Annotated in this window: 13 protein-coding genes; 7 read left to right on the top strand and 6 right to left on the bottom strand. The window is 40.0% G+C overall.

Going from position 1 to position 17,447, the window contains the following annotated elements:
• Positions 1 to 400: 400 nt before the first annotated feature.
• From hemG to HC725_RS14440, 3 genes are read right to left on the bottom strand one after another with little or no spacing between them, the layout of a single operon-like run.
• The gene (gene hemG, locus HC725_RS14450; protein ID WP_190332570.1) at positions 401 to 922 is read right to left on the bottom strand and encodes a menaquinone-dependent protoporphyrinogen IX dehydrogenase; all 522 of its coding nucleotides are present in this window, start codon (positions 920 to 922) and stop codon (positions 401 to 403) included.
• A gap of 5 nt (positions 923 to 927) precedes the next feature.
• On the bottom strand, positions 928 to 2,385 hold the full coding sequence (locus HC725_RS14445) for a TrkH family potassium uptake protein (RefSeq protein ID WP_190332569.1): 1,458 nt from the start codon (positions 2,383 to 2,385) through the stop codon (positions 928 to 930).
• A gap of 55 nt (positions 2,386 to 2,440) precedes the next feature.
• Positions 2,441 to 3,055 carry a YigZ family protein gene (locus HC725_RS14440; RefSeq protein WP_190332568.1) on the bottom strand — a complete coding sequence of 205 codons (615 nt, stop codon included), beginning with the start codon at positions 3,053 to 3,055 and terminating at the stop codon, positions 2,441 to 2,443.
• A 278-nt stretch (positions 3,056 to 3,333) separates the two neighbouring features.
• Here HC725_RS14440 and fadB point away from each other — a divergent pair, with 278 nt between their 5' ends.
• Positions 3,334 to 5,499 (top strand): fatty acid oxidation complex subunit alpha FadB, encoded by a 2,166-nt coding sequence (gene fadB, locus HC725_RS14435; RefSeq protein ID WP_190332567.1) that lies wholly within the window; start codon positions 3,334 to 3,336, stop codon positions 5,497 to 5,499.
• A 37-nt stretch (positions 5,500 to 5,536) separates the two neighbouring features.
• Positions 5,537 to 6,703, top strand: coding sequence for an acetyl-CoA C-acyltransferase FadA (fadA, locus tag HC725_RS14430; protein WP_190332566.1), 1,167 nt, complete (start codon positions 5,537 to 5,539; stop codon positions 6,701 to 6,703).
• A 94-nt stretch (positions 6,704 to 6,797) separates the two neighbouring features.
• Here fadA and HC725_RS14425 read toward each other — a convergent pair whose 3' ends face one another.
• Complete coding sequence (locus tag HC725_RS14425) at positions 6,798 to 9,320, bottom strand: class I adenylate cyclase (RefSeq protein ID WP_190332565.1); 2,523 nt, start codon at positions 9,318 to 9,320, stop codon at positions 6,798 to 6,800.
• A gap of 256 nt (positions 9,321 to 9,576) precedes the next feature.
• Here HC725_RS14425 and hemC point away from each other — a divergent pair, with 256 nt between their 5' ends.
• From hemC to zur, 5 genes are all read left to right on the top strand, one after another.
• Positions 9,577 to 10,512, top strand: coding sequence for a hydroxymethylbilane synthase (gene hemC / locus HC725_RS14420; protein ID WP_190332564.1), 936 nt, complete (start codon positions 9,577 to 9,579; stop codon positions 10,510 to 10,512).
• A gap of 2 nt (positions 10,513 to 10,514) precedes the next feature.
• Complete coding sequence (locus HC725_RS14415; RefSeq protein ID WP_190332563.1) at positions 10,515 to 11,273, top strand: uroporphyrinogen-III synthase; 759 nt, start codon at positions 10,515 to 10,517, stop codon at positions 11,271 to 11,273.
• On the top strand, positions 11,263 to 12,378 hold the full coding sequence (locus HC725_RS14410) for a uroporphyrinogen-III C-methyltransferase (protein WP_190332562.1): 1,116 nt from the start codon (positions 11,263 to 11,265) through the stop codon (positions 12,376 to 12,378). The genes HC725_RS14415 and HC725_RS14410 overlap by 11 nt, the downstream gene beginning before the upstream one ends.
• Positions 12,378 to 13,562, top strand: a complete 1,185-nt coding sequence (locus tag HC725_RS14405) for a heme biosynthesis HemY N-terminal domain-containing protein (RefSeq protein WP_190332561.1) — start codon at positions 12,378 to 12,380, stop codon at positions 13,560 to 13,562. The genes HC725_RS14410 and HC725_RS14405 overlap by 1 nt, the downstream gene beginning before the upstream one ends.
• A 104-nt stretch (positions 13,563 to 13,666) precedes the next feature.
• Positions 13,667 to 14,125, top strand: coding sequence for a zinc uptake transcriptional repressor Zur (zur, locus tag HC725_RS14400; protein WP_446751374.1), 459 nt, complete (start codon positions 13,667 to 13,669; stop codon positions 14,123 to 14,125).
• A gap of 116 nt (positions 14,126 to 14,241) precedes the next feature.
• Here zur and pgi read toward each other — a convergent pair whose 3' ends face one another.
• Positions 14,242 to 15,894: a glucose-6-phosphate isomerase gene (gene pgi, locus HC725_RS14395; RefSeq protein WP_190332559.1), complete on the bottom strand. Its 1,653-nt coding sequence runs from the start codon at positions 15,892 to 15,894 to the stop codon at positions 14,242 to 14,244.
• Between the two features lie 300 nt (positions 15,895 to 16,194).
• A complete protein-coding gene (locus HC725_RS14390; protein ID WP_342365954.1) occupies positions 16,195 to 17,412 on the bottom strand; it encodes a hypothetical protein in 1,218 nt (405 codons plus the stop codon).
• Positions 17,413 to 17,447 lie beyond the last annotated feature (35 nt).

Raw genomic sequence — 17,447 nt, 5'->3', positions numbered from 1 at the left:
CAAACAAGCTCAAGGCTGTTCTTATTAATAGCCGTTTGGTCACTCAGTTCATTGATAAATCTTATTGATTATCATCAACGAGTGCCCACACAGATTGATAGGTCTAAATTGTTAAAGAGCAATCTTAACGTGGCAAGCTTTTTGCTTTCCGGTTAAGAGGGCGGCCATTTTAACGATTTGATTGAGGGTGTCAAACACTTTCTACAATCTTTTTTCGCTACCCTTTTTTAGAAGGTTGTGACCTCTGACTCGTTGCGGCCGTTAGGCTTCGTGCTCCGTGTCAGTGAGGTCGCATTATAGAGATCAAGTTCACATTGGCAAGGGCTTTTTTCAATTTATTTTGCTTTATTTACTGTTCGAGCGAAAAACGCACTAAAAACGTTATATTTGATGCTTTTCTCTACTTTTCTTTTATTTGAATGGCAAATTGAGTCACTTTTTCCCAGTCTGTATATTCGACTTCTTTGCTAGTATCCGTTTCCCCTCCAGTCATACTCATAATAAAACGAATCATCACTCGGTCTAACCAGCGATAACGCGGATAATAAAGTGCTCCTGCAAACACACCGATAAACATTGGTTGCCACGGAGATTGCTGTAAAAATTTTTGAATATAGCTACTACCTTCAGGAGTATCCTTCCCTTCTTTACGCGCAGTAAGATTCACGCCATAAAAGAAAGCCTTCATCTCTTGCAATCGTTGGACATTATTATTAATAAAGCTATATAGGTTTTTATTAAAATGCCCATAACGAATAGATGCACCTATGATAACTTTTTCATACTTTATTAAATCGATATCATCAGCCTCAATAATATTCATCAACTCACAATTATCAAACCCTAGTTGATTGGCTATATGATTGGCAATTTTATGAGTTTGCCCATCTCGGGTTGAATATAAAATAAGATATGTTTTCACAATGATTAGCTCTTCCAAAATGTAGGGGTAAATAATATAAGTAACGTGAACACTTCTAATCGACCAAATAACATAGAGACAATTAATACCCATTTGGCATTATCATTAATATTAGCGAAATGAACGGAAACTGCTCCTAACCCCGGCCCAAGGTTATTTAAAGTCGCAGCTACTGCAGAAAAAGCACTCAATTCATCCATACCAGAAGCAATTAACCCTAACATACATAAGACAAAAACCAGCGCATAAGCCGAGAAAAATCCCCAAACCGCATCTACTACTCTTTGAGATAAAACCTTCCCACCAACCTTAATTGGATACACAGCCCTTGGATGTACCAAGCGCTTTAATTCTCGACCACCTTGCAAGGTAAGTAAAAGAATGCGAATAACTTTCAATCCTCCACCGGTTGAACCACCACAACCACCGATAAAAGAAGAAAAGAGTAATAGCACAGGTAAAAATAATGGCCATTCAGAAAACCCTGTGGTGGTAAAGCCAGCCGTCGTTGAAATAGACACCGTTTGAAATAGTACTTGGTCAAAGGCTTCAAATGTTGTTAGTTCACTTTTGTGTACAAGTAAAATAACAAAGCACAACAAAAACAGCATTAACTGGATAAAAATAAATGCTCGAAATTCTGGATCTCGCCAATAATATTTAGGATGCACACCACCAGAAGCTAAAGCAGCAAAATGGAGAGAAAAGTTACAGGCTGAAATGAGCAAAAATACCACTGTGATCATATTAATGATCGGACTGTTAAAATATCCCATACTAGCATCATGGGTAGAAAAGCCACCAATAGCTATAGTTGAGAAGCTATGACAAATAGCATCAAACAAACTCATACCAGCGAGCCAAAATGCGGCCGCACAAGCAACAGTTAAACCTAAGTAGATGTACCACAGAACTTTGGCTGTTTCTGCAATACGCGGTGTCATTTTATTATCTTTTACTGGACCAGGAATTTCGGCTCTATACAACTGCATACCACCGATACCTAAAATAGGTAAAATAGCGACGGCTAACACAATAATGCCCATACCACCGAACCATTGTAAAAATTGTCGATAGAACAAAATAGCTTTAGGCAGTTCATCCAACCCAACTAATATTGTCGCGCCAGTTGTAGTTAGTGCTGAAAAGGATTCAAAAAAAGCATCTGTAATAGATATATTAGGATCAGGAGCTAATAAAAAAGGTAATGCACCAGCACTGCCAATAACAACCCAAAATAACACCACAATCAAAAAACCATCGCGAGATTTAAGCTCTTTCTTCTGATCGCGATTAGGTAACCAACACCCCCCTCCACATAATAGCAAAACAAAAAAGGTTGTTATAAAAGGTACACCAGCGCCATCTCTATACAAAAAAGCCACTAGCGCTGGTGCTAGCATAGATAGACTAAATAGAGCCAACAACAGGCCAACGATACGAATAATTGAACGAAATTGCATATAAGTTTATGAAGGCAAGCTTCTACATTCCTTTTAAATAAAATGACTTCTATCTTTACAGAGCACGAATTTGCACTCTCGCGCCCGACTTATTAACCAACTCCTGTGAAAATGTAGCTAGCTCTCTTTTCTCTATTTCAACTATCAGCTTAATACGAGCGCTAAAATCACCACCAATTTGAAGTGCTTGGTATTGCATAATCATCGATTGTACTAAGGGCATTTCCGCGTAGTCTAACTCTAGGTGTACTTGAGTGGTGATTTTTCTCTCAATTGTTTGAAGTAGCTTTAGTGCTTGCTGAACACCACCACCATACGCTTTTACCAGCCCACCCGTTCCAAGCTTTATTCCACCAGAATAACGAGTCACAACAGCCGTTAACTCACCAATGCCAGATCCTGAAACCTGCGCTAGGATCGGTTTTCCTGCTGTTCCCGAAGGTTCGCCATCATCACTAAATCCCCATAATAATGAATTATCGGCTCTCCCTGCCGCAAAGCCCCAGCAGTTATGACGAGCATTGATATGCAGATCTTTAATCTGAGCAATAAATGTTTTAGCTATTTCTATACTTGGAGTATGAGCAAGATGAGTAATGAAGATACTTTTTTTAATTTCTTCTTCAAATACAACATTAGCGAAAGGAATGAGGTAAGGATGGTCGTTCATATTACTCAAAAGTTAAAAAATAATTAGATGAGATTAGCATAAATCAACAGCTTACTCGGCCACAAAATGACCGCGCGCACAAAAGTTAAACATATGTTTGAAAAATGTATTGCAGTTAACATTTGACCGATCCACACTAAAAGAACCTGGTCTAACCAGAGAATAACTATAATGTATTTGCTATAGCACATTCAAACATCAGTTGCTTTGAGCCACCAAATAATGGCAAAGCATTTATGGGCTATCAGCGACACCTTTGTTCGTCATGGAGATAAACAATGATTTACCAAGACTCGTCCCTATACGTGAAAGAATTACAAGATGGCATTGCACAGCTTACTTTCAATGCTGAAGCATCTATCAATACCCTCAATACAAAAACCCTAAGCGCTTTAAATGATGCACTCGATGCCATCAAATCGAATGATAATATTCAAGGTTTGATTATCTCATCAGACAAAGACTCATTTATTGTAGGCGCAGATATCAAAGAGTTTTTAGGCTTATTTGCAAAACCAGAGGTTGAACTTGACCATTGGGTGAAATACGCCAACGATATTTTTTGTAAACTCGAAGATCTTCCTTTCCCTACTATTTCTGTCATCCGAGGCTTTGCCTTAGGTGGTGGTTGCGAATTGATTCTATCCACCGATCTTCGTATTGGTGATGCCACTGCAGTTATTGGTTTACCTGAAACTAAACTTGGCATTATTCCGGGATTTGGCGGTACTGTTCGTATGCCACGTGTGATAGGTGCCGATAACGCAATGGAATTGATCGCCACTGCAAAACAATTACGCGCCGATGAAGCAATTAAGATTGGTCTGCTTGATGCCATCATCGAAACGGATGCGCTGCAAGCTTCAGCTATTAATACGATTCAGCAAGCTCAGCAAGGTAAAATTGACTGGCAAGCTCGCCGAACTCAAAAAACATCCCCTCTATCATTAAGTAAAATCGAATCCTTAATGAGCTTTACCATGGCTAAAGGAATGATAGCCCAAAAAGCAGGCCCGCATTATCCTGCGCCAATCGCATCAGTTAAGGCAATTGAAGAAGCATCAACCTCTAATCGTGATTCGGCATTAGAAATTGAACGTAAATACTTTATTAAAATGGCTCAAACCGAAGTGGCCCAATCACTGATCGGGCTATTTCTAAATGATCAATATATTAAAGGGTTAGCAAAAAAAGCCACCAAATCAGCCGAAAAAATCAATCGCGCAGCGGTACTCGGCGCTGGGATTATGGGAGGAGGCATTGCCTATCAATCCGCATCTAAAGGCGTGCCAGTCTTAATGAAAGACATAGCCCAACCCTCGCTTGATTTAGGTATGACCGAAGCATCAAAACTGCTCAACAAGCAGCTTGAACGTGGCAAAATTGATGGATTAAAACTATCAAAAATCCTCGCGTCAATCACACCAAGTCTTCATTACTCTGGTATCGAACAAGCAGATGTGGTGGTCGAAGCCGTTGTTGAAAATCCAAAGGTTAAAGCTGCAGTATTAGCCGAAGTCGAGACTTATGTTGCTGAAGGTGCGGTACTAGCTTCAAACACATCAACGATTCCAATTAACTTATTAGCCAAATCAATAAAACATCCAGAAAACTTCTGCGGTATGCACTTTTTTAATCCTGTACACCGCATGCCTTTAGTCGAAATAATCCGTGGTGAACACACTTCAGATGAAACCATTGATAAAGTAGTGGCTTATGCAGCTCAAATGGGTAAATCACCAATCGTAGTCAATGACTGCCCAGGGTTCTTTGTTAACCGTGTACTGTTCCCATACTTTGGAGGATTTAGTCTATTACTGCGAGATGGAGCTGACTTTACACAAGTTGATAAAGTAATGGAGCGTAAATTTGGCTGGCCGATGGGACCTGCGTACTTGCTAGATGTTGTTGGACTGGATACAGCTCATCACGCTCAAGAAGTTATGTCACAAGGTTTCCCTGAGCGAATGGGGAAAAATGGCCGCGATTCTATTGATGCTTTATATGATGCCAATAAATTTGGCCAAAAAAATGGCAGTGGGTTTTACACATATTCTGTTGATCATAAAGGTAAACCAAAGAAAACTTTTGATAAAAGCGTACTCAGTTTATTTGAAGGTATCACAGAAAAAAATCAAAACTTCACCGATGAAGACATCATCAACCGCACCATGATCCCAATGATTAATGAAGTGGTTCTGTGTTTACAAGAAGGCATCATTGCTTCGCCACAAGAAGCGGATATGGCACTTGTTTATGGGTTAGGTTTTCCTCCATTCCGTGGTGGTGCATTCCGTTACTTGGACAGTATTGGCATTAAAACCTATATCGAATCAGCATCTCAATATAAAGATATTAGCCCGATGTACCACATCCCTCAGTTATTACTTGATATGGCAGAGAAAAACGAAACTTTTTACTCAAACCAACAAGTAGCGGTATAACGTCTTTGAATAAGCGATCAGTTTAAGGAAAATAAAAATGAATAATGTAGTAATTGTTGATTGTATTCGTACTCCAATGGGCCGTTCAAAAGCAGGTGCTTTCCGCCATGTTCGCGCAGAAGATTTATCAGCACATTTAATGAAAGGTATCTTAAAGCGCAACCCCAAAGTCAACCCTAAAGAAATTGAAGATGTGTATTGGGGATGTGTGCAGCAAACTCTAGAACAAGGCTTTAATATTGCGCGTAATGCTTCGTTACTTGCTGGCATTCCGAAAAATGTTGGAGCTGTCACCGTTAACCGTTTATGTGGCTCATCAATGCAAGCACTACATGATGCCTCGCGCGCAATCATGGTCGGTGATGCTCAAATCTGCTTGATCGGTGGCGTTGAACATATGGGGCACGTACCGATGAATCACGGTGTAGATTTTCATCCAGGACTAGCGAAGAACATTGCAAAAGCATCTGGCATGATGGGTCTTACTGCGGAAATGTTAGGTAAAATGCATGGTATTAGTCGCGAAGATCAAGATGCTTTTGGCGCTCGTTCACACCGTCGTGCTCATGCAGCCACCATTGAAGGGCGGTTCAAAAATGAAATTCTACCTATTGAAGGTCACGCACCTGATGGATCACTAACTCTGTTTGACTATGACGAAGTAATTCGCCCTGAAACCACAATAGAAACATTATCTCAATTACGCCCAGTTTTTGACCCAGTCAATGGCACCGTAACTGCCGGTACATCATCGGCACTTTCAGATGGTGCTTCTGCCATGCTAATCATGAGTGAGCAAAAAGCTAAAGAATTAGGCTTGCCGATCCGTGCTCGTATCCGTTCAATGGCCGTTGCCGGTTGCGATCCATCCACCATGGGTTATGGTCCGGTTCCTGCCACACAAAAAGCATTACAACGTGCAGGCTTAAGTATTCAAGATATGGGAATGATTGAGCTTAATGAAGCATTTGCAGCGCAAGCTCTACCATGCGCTAAAGATCTTGGCATACTTGATGTGATGGAAGATAAAGTCAATCTTAATGGCGGCGCGATTGCACTTGGTCACCCACTAGGTTGCTCAGGTTCTCGAATTTCAACCACATTAATTAACTTAATGGAAAGCCACGATGTACAATTTGGTTTAGCCACGATGTGCATTGGATTAGGTCAAGGTATTGCGACCGTATTTGAACGAGTAGACTAATCTAGTCACTTAACGTTCGTGAAATAAAGACCTATAAAAAAGGCTTCTGATAATTAATTCCGAAGCCTTTCTCTATCTACTCTGTCGATACTCATTAAGAAGCACTCACCTCAGCACTGCAAGATGATGACGATCCATTACTACGATATGGCAGCACATAGCTCTCACCATCACTCGGATGAATCACTTGATAATATTGAGGTAGATTAAAATTACAACTCGTCTCTTCACCTTCATTCGTATTGGTGGTGTAAAAGCGGTTTACATTTCGGATCATATCGTCTTTATTACCATCAAATTGACGATAAACTTCCACTCGGTTTACTTCATCTAACACATAAATGTTAAAGCCATCAGCATCGTCTTCAAAAAAGAATTGAATTAAACCTTCGCTAGCAAAACCATCCACTACATCAGGAGGAGGAAGTTCTTGATTCTTACCCACCACCAGCACTGCACCTTGTAGCTTGTTGGTCGAAATACTGCTGTAGAAATCAATCGAATTTTCTAGCTTCATCACTGACACACCACGACGCTCAAAGAATAAGCCATACATCTGATCTGCTACTTTTAGCACTTTGAATCGACGGCGCTTTTCATTCTCAACAGGCTTCAATCTAAGTTCAATACACTCTGCAAGCAATTGATACACCATATTACGCATCATACCGCTCATATTTTTGCTATAGCAGAAAACATCAACCGATTCCGGTGGACGAGCATCTTGGTGCATCTTGCCAAGAATAGTTTTCAGCGCATCGATAATCGCATTTTGACCAGAGAAATGCAGAGTTCTCACTTCATGCCACGAGTTACGATAAACCAAATCCACACTGCTCACTAAACATTGTTGCTCATCCGAAAAGCTAAATATATCCACATTTTTCTGATCGCCTTTCAGTTGACTGGCTTTCAGATTTACTGTTGGATCACTTTCTAAATTAATAAAAATAGAAAGCTGACTCACTTCACATGGGCTACCTAATGCTTGCATCGTTGGTTGGCGCTTACGTAGAGAAAACGTATTACGCAAATCGCTCACCATTTGATACAGCTTATCCATATCAAGCTCGGCATCACGAACGACTGCATCAAGATGAGTGCCTTCCGTAATTAAGCCATTAAAAAATGACCATGCGACTAATTTACTTAAATACTGATTATGCTCTAGTGGAGCCTGACCTAGAATCTCATAAGGATCAAGGGCATATTTATATAGATACCAGCCAGCCGGATTTGTTCTTCCTTCTGGCACTTGGATAAAGGTTAAATTAGGTTCGTGTAAATCAGGAGAAATTTGAGAGTTAAGTAATGTCACCTTACCCGGAAGCGTTTCAAATGCAGCATACAGCTTGCGTGCAAGAATACTGATATCTTGAGGACTAATGGCCGAAGTAATGTCATTTCGACGAGCAAATTGAATAAGGTTACGATAGCTCAGCATTAAGGCATCAAGTAATTCATGATGCACTTTTTTCACTTGTTCAACTTTCCAATGGCGGCGATTATCCAATTCTTGGATAAGAGAATCAGACCAGCCCCAATCAGACACTAAATCTTGCAATGCTGAATGGCGCCAAGCAACAAAATGGTCCCCAGCCGGTCGAGATAATTTTTCATGTGTTTTCAAATAAAAACAACGACGAACTAATTCTAAACGACGCTGATCACCAATGCGCTCAAGATAAAGTGTTACTTTTTCCAACATCAAATAATAGCTATCCATGCAGTATTCTTTTTGCTCGCACGCAAAAAAACGACGCTTGGTATCCACACTTAATAGCTGTGGATTTGGGTATTCCCACGAATAAGATTCAAGCAAAATTGCTTTTAATACTGATTTATAAGGCGAATCAATACTTTTGTAGAGTTGCCATAAATTAGAACCAAAATACTCTTCAGCGGGAATATGGTGAAGTTGCCCAAAATCCATCCATTCAGAACAATCAAGGTCTCCGCTATTGCAAAGTTGCTTAACGTAATCGTCGTAGCATCCTTCCATTTCTGGCGGCACAATTTGCCAAAGTAATCGTTGCCCAGCCAGTCGAACAGCAGAACGATAAAACTCATCCAACAATAAGAGGTGCTGTGAAGACCCACAGTTATCACCGGTCATTTCTTCTGATAGATTAGAGCGAAAACGGCTTTCATCCATTAAAAAGAAATTAGCTTCAACTCCAAAATCTTTCGCCCACTCAGTAATAGTTAAACATTTATTACTGAGAAGAACCCGATCAGCAAGTGACATATTTGGTGAAATACAAACCCATATGTCCAAATCACTTGAAGAGCTTTGCCCTACAGATGAGGTACTTCCCATCGTGTATAAAGCAAGAATACTCTTTGGCACTAAGTTCGAATTCAGGCTAGTAGAATCACAAGAAAATACGTCTAGCATTACCTGCTGTTGTATATCACTTAGCTGAAATTGAACGATGCCACAAGGCGCAGCTTTGTCACAAAAGCCGGGTAATTGAGGATGATTGAAATGCAATAAGGTTGGGATCAGGTGGAAAATCTGCTGGCTGGTTTTATCCATTAATGACAAAGCACGCTCAATTCTCTGTGAATTAAGTGCATCAAGCCTTTGAATTAATGTTTTGGTGTATGCCTGCAAGATAAATTCCTAGTACGACTATATGAATAAGATAACCTTGACTGAGATGATCGGTAACAAGAAAAACGTGATCAATCTAACATTTTTTTATAAGCGGGTAAACATTATACAAGTTGATGACACCTACTACTTTAGTCGCCCACCCCATATTTCAATAGCATTTCGGTTCCCACTCAAAAATGTATCGCTAAGAGTAAGAATTTTAACTCAGGAGTGATAGGATGAGTCATAACAAAATCGATTAAAAAGGTTACTTATGTCAACAACACCAATTCGTATCGCGACTCGCAAAAGCCCACTAGCATTATGGCAAGCCTATTTCGTGAGAGATGCTCTATTAAAAGCTCACCCCGGCCTAGAGGTAGAGTTAGTGACCATGGTAACCAAGGGCGATATTATTTTAGACACACCTCTCGCCAAAGTCGGTGGAAAAGGCTTATTCGTTAAAGAGCTAGAAGTTGCCATGCTTGAAGGTCGAGCCGATCTAGCGGTTCATTCAATGAAAGATGTCCCTGTCGACTTCCCCGAAGGATTAGGTCTGGTGACGATTTGCGAGCGCGAAGATCCAAGAGATGCTTTCGTTTCAAACACTTATTCAAATGTCGATGACCTACCTCAAGGCGCCGTTGTCGGCACCTGTAGCTTACGTCGTCAATGCCAATTAAAAGAGCGTCGCCCAGATCTTATTATCAAGGATTTACGTGGCAACGTAGGCACACGATTAAGTAAATTAGATGCTGGTGAATACGATGCCATTGTTTTGGCCTCTGCAGGTTTAAAACGCCTAAAACTTGAAGAGCGTATACGCAGCTTTATTGAACCTGAAGAATCTCTTCCTGCCGTTGGTCAAGGTGCTGTTGGTATTGAATGCCGCTTAAATGATGATCGCCTACGTAAACTATTAGAGCCCCTTAATCACCAAGATACTCAAGACCGAGTATTGTGTGAACGAGCAATGAATCTCACGCTTGAAGGCGGTTGCCAAGTTCCCATTGGCAGTTACTCGCTACTTGATGGTGATAATATCTGGTTACGCGGTTTAGTCGGAGAGCCTGATGGTTCAACTATTATTCGAGGTGAAATCCGAGGCCAACGTAAAGATGCAGAGCAACTTGGTATTACTTTAGCCAACCAATTACTCAATGATGGCGCCAAAAACATCCTTGAAAAACTGTATTCAGAACACGACTAAACATGACCGTTCTGGTAACTCGCCCAGGAGAGGATGGTTCTAATTTATGCCAAACGTTATCCACATTTGGCATAAACAGTTTGCACCATCCTCTACTTACCTTTAAGCAAGGCAAAGATGCCGCTTCTCTTCAGTATCATTTGAAAAACTGCCAACTTATCATCGCAGTCAGCCAACATGCCGTTTATTGGGCTCAACATATTTTAAAGCAGCAAAATACTTCATTTCCAGTGACACCAATCTACTTAGCTATTGGCAGTAAAACGGCTCAATTACTGCAACAATATTGCGGAAAAACGGTCATATCGCCAAAAATCAGTGACAGTGAACACTTACTGGACTTACCAGCTTTGAAGTTAGTGAAAAATCAGCGTATTTTAATACTACGAGGTAATGGTGGCCGTGAGTTAATTTATCAAACACTACAGCAACGAGGGGCTAATGTTGATTACAGCGAAGTCTATCAAAGAGCTTATATCCCGATAGATGAATCCATTACATTCCCTCACTGGAAGCAACTGAATATCAAACAATTAGTGATAACCAGTGGCGACCAACTTAACTACCTTATAACGCAAAGCTCAAATGATTTTAAACATTGGCTGACACAGCGCGAACTTTACATCCCAAGCCAACGCATTGAACAAGAAGCAAAAGAATTTGGCTTTTCGCGTATAATTAACACAGGCAGCGCTGCTAACTCCATTTTATTAGCACACCTCTGTGGGAAACTTAATACAGGACGACAACATGACAGATAATAATTCGAATAAAACTGCCGTAGACAACGAAACTCGCTCTTCCCACAAAGCTCAATCAACCAGTGCAGATAAAAAAGCAAAAAAAACAGGTTCGAAGAGAGTCACTATCGCTATTATCTTCGCATTATTAGTTGCAGGTTCCATGGTTGCCTACGAGCAATATCAATATACTCAAAACAAAAAAACCATTGATAAACTTAGTGCTCAAGTCATCAATTTACAAAGTAACCTAAAGCAACAACTTGATGACAACAAAACCCAACTACAAAAAGACAATCAAAATATAACCAATAAACTAACAACCGCTAGTGAACAGCAAGAGAAAAGCATTAAAAGCTTACAGCTTGCCCTAGCTGATATTAAAGGCCGCAGTCCTAATGACTGGTTACTCGCTGAAGCAGATTATTTAACAAAAATGGCGGGTAGAAAACTATTTTTAGAACATGATATTGAATCGGCGACTCAACTGATTCAATCTGCCGATCAACGTATTGCAGCGCTCAATGATCCAAGTTTGGTCGGTTTGCGTAAAGCAATGGCCAAGGATATTACCCAATTAAAATCCCTCCCTATTATTGATAGAGATGGACTTATTCTCAATCTAATCAGCTTACAAACCGAGGTTGATCAACTGCCTTTAGCTAACTCATTACTACTTAAAGAAGAAAAACAAAAAGAGATCGCAGTGTCTGGTGATATCAATGATTGGCAAAGTAATTTAACCACGTCTTTGAAAGATTTTGCTGGGCATTTTATTACTTTTAGAACTCGTAAAGGAAGTGCCACACCGCTATTGACGCCAGAACAACATTTTTATTTCAAAGAAAACATGAAAGCGAAATTAGAAAGTGCCATCAAAGGCGTTTATTCTGAAAATAACGATATTTATCAAACTTCATTACAAATCGCTCATGACTGGTCGAATAAATACTTCAATCAAAATTCATTGAAAGTACAGAAATTCGAGCAAGCATTACGTCAATTGAAAGAGAAGGATATTACCGTTAACTATCCGATCAAGCTTCAATCTCAAAAGCCATTAACCGATATTATTACTGAACGATTACGCCGCTCAGTATCAACTGTGGGTAAAGGAGATAAATAATGTTTCGATTAATTTTTCTATTTATTGTCCTTGGACTCGGATTATTTGTTGGCACTCAATTTTCAGACCAACAAGGTTATGTACTTATCTCGGTTGCCGATACCACAACGGAAATGAGCGTAACCACTCTGGTTATTTTTGTAATTGCAGCACTTGCCGCTCTTTTTCTGGCTGAGTACATTATCAAACGAGGTTTACGAGCAACCAGTGCCACATGGAACTGGTTTAGTATCCGTAAACTAAAGCGAGCTCGCCGATACACCAATGAAGGCATCATTAAATTGCTGGAAGGTGATTGGAAAACGGCCGAGAAAAAGGTCACCCGCTGGGCTAACCATCACGATATGCCGCTGCTTTGTTATTTAATTGCCGCAGAGGCAGCCCAAGGTATGGGAGATGAAAACAAACGAAAAAAATACCTCGCTTTAGCATTAGAGCAAGATAAAACGTCACTGGCAGTAGAAATCACGCAAATTCGCCAAATGATGAGAAATAACCAATATTCGGACGCACATACTCATTTAGAAAAGCTAAAAGGAAAATACCCGAATAACACGATTATCCTTAATCTACTAAAAAAAACCTATCAGCGGCTACAGTTGTGGATAGCATTAGATGATCTATTACCTAAACTAAAAAAAGCCAAACTGATACAAGATGAAGAATACCAATCTTTATACTACCAAGCTCAACTTGGAAAAATGGAGGAAATTGGACAACAAAAAGGCACAAGTGGGTTATTAGCATATTGGAGCAACTTGCCGAAAAAATTGAAACAAGATGAGCAAGTCGTCTATTTAATGATTAAACAATTGATGATACATAAAGGTGATTCTGAGGCTTATGTTATATTGCGAGATATTTTAAAATCTTCAGCTTCCGAAAAACTACTGCCATTACTCACTGAAATTCAGCTGGCTGATACTCATCCAGCGATTGTTTTACTTGAAGGTATTACTCAAAAAAACAATAACCATGCAGAAGCAAATAGTGCTCTTGGCCAACTTTATCTAAGAGAAAACAAATGGTCAGAAGCTCAACACGCTTTCGAGCAAGCACTAAAACAACGAGTAAGCATCTCCGATTACTCTGATCTTGCAGATGCTCTAGAACATCAAAACATGCATCAAGCCGCGGGCGATGTCTCGCGTAAAGCATTAAGCTTAATGACAACAAATAAATAAGAAGAGGCCAAAACCATCGTTTAGATAAAAGTCTGAACCGATAAACTGTCGCTTTCTCTCAATGTACAGATAATAACGACGATTAGTATCATCTCAATTTAACCATAAAGGCTCTTATTTTGAATAAACGCTTATTACAACAAGTTCTTGAACGCTGCCAGCAAAAAGGGGTTCGGTTAACCTCGCAACGACAACAAGTTCTTGAATTAATTTGGCAGCAAAAAGGTTCATCTACCGCTTATGAATTATTAGATAAGCTAAAAGTCAATGAACCTCAAGCTAAACCTCCGACGGTTTATCGGGCACTTGAGTTTTTGTTAGAGCAAGGTTTCATTCACCGAGTGGAATCCACTAATAGTTTCGTCTCATGCTGCTTTTTTGGTGATCATCCCCATGAGCATAAGCACTTTTCTCACTTATTGATCTGCGATCAATGTGGCGATGTCAGTGAATTGCAAGATGATGCACTTGTTGCCCTCTTAACTAAGAATATTGAAGACCATGGATTCGCCCTCACCAATCATGTCATTGAAACCCATGGAACCTGTAAAAACTGCGTCTAGTTTTGCTTATTAAATCGTGAATTTGAGGTACAAAAAAGGTTGGCATATTTGCCAACCTTTTTATTAGGATCCGTATTTAATCGATAAATTCTATCTTAAAAAACGCCCCTGAACGACTAAGCCTTGAACGCTTTAAAAGCATTAATCAAACCATTAGTTGAGCTATCATGTGAATCAACCGCTTTATTGTCAGCTAATTCAGGCAAGATTTGATTCGCTAGTTGCTTACCAAGCTCGACACCCCATTGATCAAAGCTGAAGATGTTTAAAATCACACCTTGTACAAAAATCTTATGTTCGTACATAGCAATCAAGTTGCCTAATGTACGAGGTGTAATTTGCTTCACTAAAATTGAGTTTGTTGGACGATTACCGCCAAACACTTTAAACGCGACTAAGTCTTTCACTTCTTCCGCTGTTTTACCCGCAGCGGCAAATTCAGCTTCTACGGTTGCTTTACTCTTACCAAAAGCAAGTGCTTCTGTTTGAGCAAAGAAGTTAGACATCAATTTCTGATGATGATCACCCACTTTATTATGGCTAATCGCTGGTGCAATAAAGTCACAAGGAATTAATTTTGTTCCTTGGTGGATCAATTGGTAGAAAGCATGCTGACCATTGGTTCCTGGCTCACCCCAAATAATAGGACCAGTTTGATAATCGACATCATCACCATTGCGATCAACACATTTACCATTTGATTCCATATTCCCTTGTTGGAAGTAAGCAGCAAAGCGGTGCATATATTGATCGTAAGGAAGAATAGCTTCAGACTCAGCACCGTGGAAGTTATTGTACCAAATACCAATTAACGCCAAGATCACAGGAATGTTGCTTTCAAATTCCGTAGTTGAAAAGTGCTTATCCATTTCATGAGCACCTTCTAGTAGCTCAACAAAATTATCAAAGCCAACTGCAAGCGAAATAGATAAACCAATCGCAGACCAAAGAGAATAACGACCGCCAACCCAATCCCAAAATTCAAACATATTGTCGATATCAATACCAAACTCAGATACTGATTTAGCATTGGTTGAAAGTGCCGCAAAGTGTTTCGCGACATGCGCATTATCACCCGCTTCTGCTAAGAACCAATCACGAGCCGTATGCGCATTCGTCATAGTTTCTTGAGTTGTGAACGTTTTTGATGCCACCAAGAATAAGGTTGTTTCAGGGCTTAATCCTTTCAAGGTTTCTACAATATGAGTACCATCAACATTAGAGACGAAATGCATATTTAAACGCGTTTTGTTGACCGTCAATGCTTCAGATACCATATATGGACCAAGGTCTGAACCACCAATACCAATGTTAACCACATCGGTAATTTCTTTACCTGTGTAACCTTTCCACTCACCCGATACGATACGATTAGTGAACGTTTCCATTTTTTTCAATACCGCATTGACCGCTGGCATCACATCTTGACCGCCGACAACAACCGGAGTGTTACTACGATTACGTAATGCCGTATGCAGCACTGCGCGGCCTTCTGTCTTATTGATAGTCTCGCCACCAAACATCGCATCTATTGCTGATTTTAATTCTGTTTGTTCAGCCAAAGAAAATAAGTGAGTCAATGTTTCTTTGTCGATCAGGTTTTTTGAGTAATCAACCAGAATATCTGAACCAAATTTAGCCGAGAATTCAGTAAAGCGTGCATTATCTTGCGCAAACAAGTCAGCCAATTCGATATCTTGTGCACTTTCGAAGTGTGCGGTTAATGCTTTCCATGCTGGTGTCGTAGTTGGGTTAATATTTTTCAACATAATGATGATCCCGATGTGTGTTGGATTGATTAACATCTATCGACAAAATATCGATAAGATGTCCCCCCGATTAAAAACTTTCTGATCTAATATTTCGGATCTAATAATAAGTTTAAAGCATTAAATATACTTTTTTACTCCCGCCCAAAGCGATTGCCTGAGAGTGTTTATTCTATAGCTAAATTATCGCAACGATTTTTGTTATGAGTATTGCGCTATATCAGTTATCGCCCTTTTACTGAGTGCTAAAGTGTTATTGATGAAACTGGAAGAATAACGATAGAACATAAATCAATCCTTTTAAAAGGGTTGGTTTACCATCACTCTAAAGACACTTTCTTCATTGCTCCAAGCCATCTCAGTTCGAACCACTATGCCTTCGACTTGAAAACGAATTGCGCCACCAAAACTGGCTCTCATATCTTGATTAAGTGTCGCTAAATCATACTCATCAGCGACACGGCCAATATCAGTAAAAACCACCCACTGCCACCAAGGGACATTATATAAATCAAATATTGGCCAATTTTGCAGTGGTTGCCAATCCGGCATCACTCGATATTCAAGGCTGTAATTAATTGCAGCTTGTCCGGTAAATCGTCCTCCTGAAAAAGCCCGCTGGCGATACAAGCCACCTAAACGAACCCCTGCATATTCAGGAGGTCGATTCTCATTGCCAGAAGTACCGTTATCCCAACTGGGTGTGCCTGCGGTATAAAAATCAAAGGCCAATACTTGCTTATTAAAAAGGGTTCCAAGTGATCCTAAGTCCCAAAACTGACTATTTTGAAACTCCCAAGTAGACCACGGATTGTCGTTGCCAATATCTGGAGCGTAGGTCAATGCTAATTGAGTGCGCGAGCCTGTTGTCGTATTTCGAATGCTATCTCGGTTATCCCAATCCGCTCTCAGCTCAATTCCCCAAGTCGATTCTGGCTCAAAACCATCATAATCATCCAGGTGACGACTCTTATAAAAAGGCTTTATCCATAATGTTGAAACCCCACTTTCGAGAGGGTTGGCTGACGTAATATCTCGAGTCGTTGCATAGCCCGCCGCTCCGCCTAACTTTTCACCCAAACCGATAGGTAAAACATAACGAAAAGACGCCTGTAAGCGTGATTCTTGGCCATCTGTTACGACCGAATCTTTAAAGTGTGAATCATTACTCGAGTTCACACCTAAATAATAATCGTAATCTTTAAATTGAGCACTGTAACCATCAAAGTTAAATAACCAATTATCAGAAACTTGGTAATTATAGCCACCAAGGTAAGTCATGTAGCTCCCTTTATCTGATACGAATGCCGCACCAAGTAAAGCAGCTTGTGGCTGACCCGCTCCTTTTAATAACCCAGCGGCCCCTATTGAATTACCAATACTGTCTGAAACAAAACCAAAAGGAACCACTTTGAAATCAGAATACCAGGATGACTTTTTATCCTTGGCATCAGTAGCTAAGTCATCCGCATAAATAGAGAAGGAAAACGGAAAGCTAGCGATCAAAAACGATAGCACTATTTTCCAATGAAATTTAATCCAGTTAAATATCA

This window comes from Vibrio sp. S17_S38, from assembly GCF_014694375.1.
Taxonomy (GTDB): domain Bacteria; phylum Pseudomonadota; class Gammaproteobacteria; order Enterobacterales; family Vibrionaceae; genus Vibrio.
Note: the sequence above shows the minus strand (reverse complement) of the source record. Positions and strands in the feature narration are given on the sequence as shown.

What these genes read in the sequence shown, in the direction of transcription:
- HC725_RS14445 (WP_190332569.1), bottom strand. Translation starts at nt 2,385, where the DNA reads ATGCAATTTCGTTCAATTATTCGTATCGTTGGCCTGTTGTTGGCTCTA.
- HC725_RS14440 (WP_190332568.1), bottom strand. Translation starts at nt 3,055, where the DNA reads ATGAACGACCATCCTTACCTCATTCCTTTCGCTAATGTTGTATTTGAA.
- fadB (WP_190332567.1), top strand. Translation starts at nt 3,334, where the DNA reads ATGATTTACCAAGACTCGTCCCTATACGTGAAAGAATTACAAGATGGC.
- fadA (WP_190332566.1), top strand. Translation starts at nt 5,537, where the DNA reads ATGAATAATGTAGTAATTGTTGATTGTATTCGTACTCCAATGGGCCGT.
- hemC (WP_190332564.1), top strand. Translation starts at nt 9,577, where the DNA reads ATGTCAACAACACCAATTCGTATCGCGACTCGCAAAAGCCCACTAGCA.
- HC725_RS14415 (WP_190332563.1), top strand. Translation starts at nt 10,515, where the DNA reads ATGACCGTTCTGGTAACTCGCCCAGGAGAGGATGGTTCTAATTTATGC.
- HC725_RS14410 (WP_190332562.1), top strand. Translation starts at nt 11,263, where the DNA reads ATGACAGATAATAATTCGAATAAAACTGCCGTAGACAACGAAACTCGC.
- HC725_RS14405 (WP_190332561.1), top strand. Translation starts at nt 12,378, where the DNA reads ATGTTTCGATTAATTTTTCTATTTATTGTCCTTGGACTCGGATTATTT.
- pgi (WP_190332559.1), bottom strand. Translation starts at nt 15,894, where the DNA reads ATGTTGAAAAATATTAACCCAACTACGACACCAGCATGGAAAGCATTA.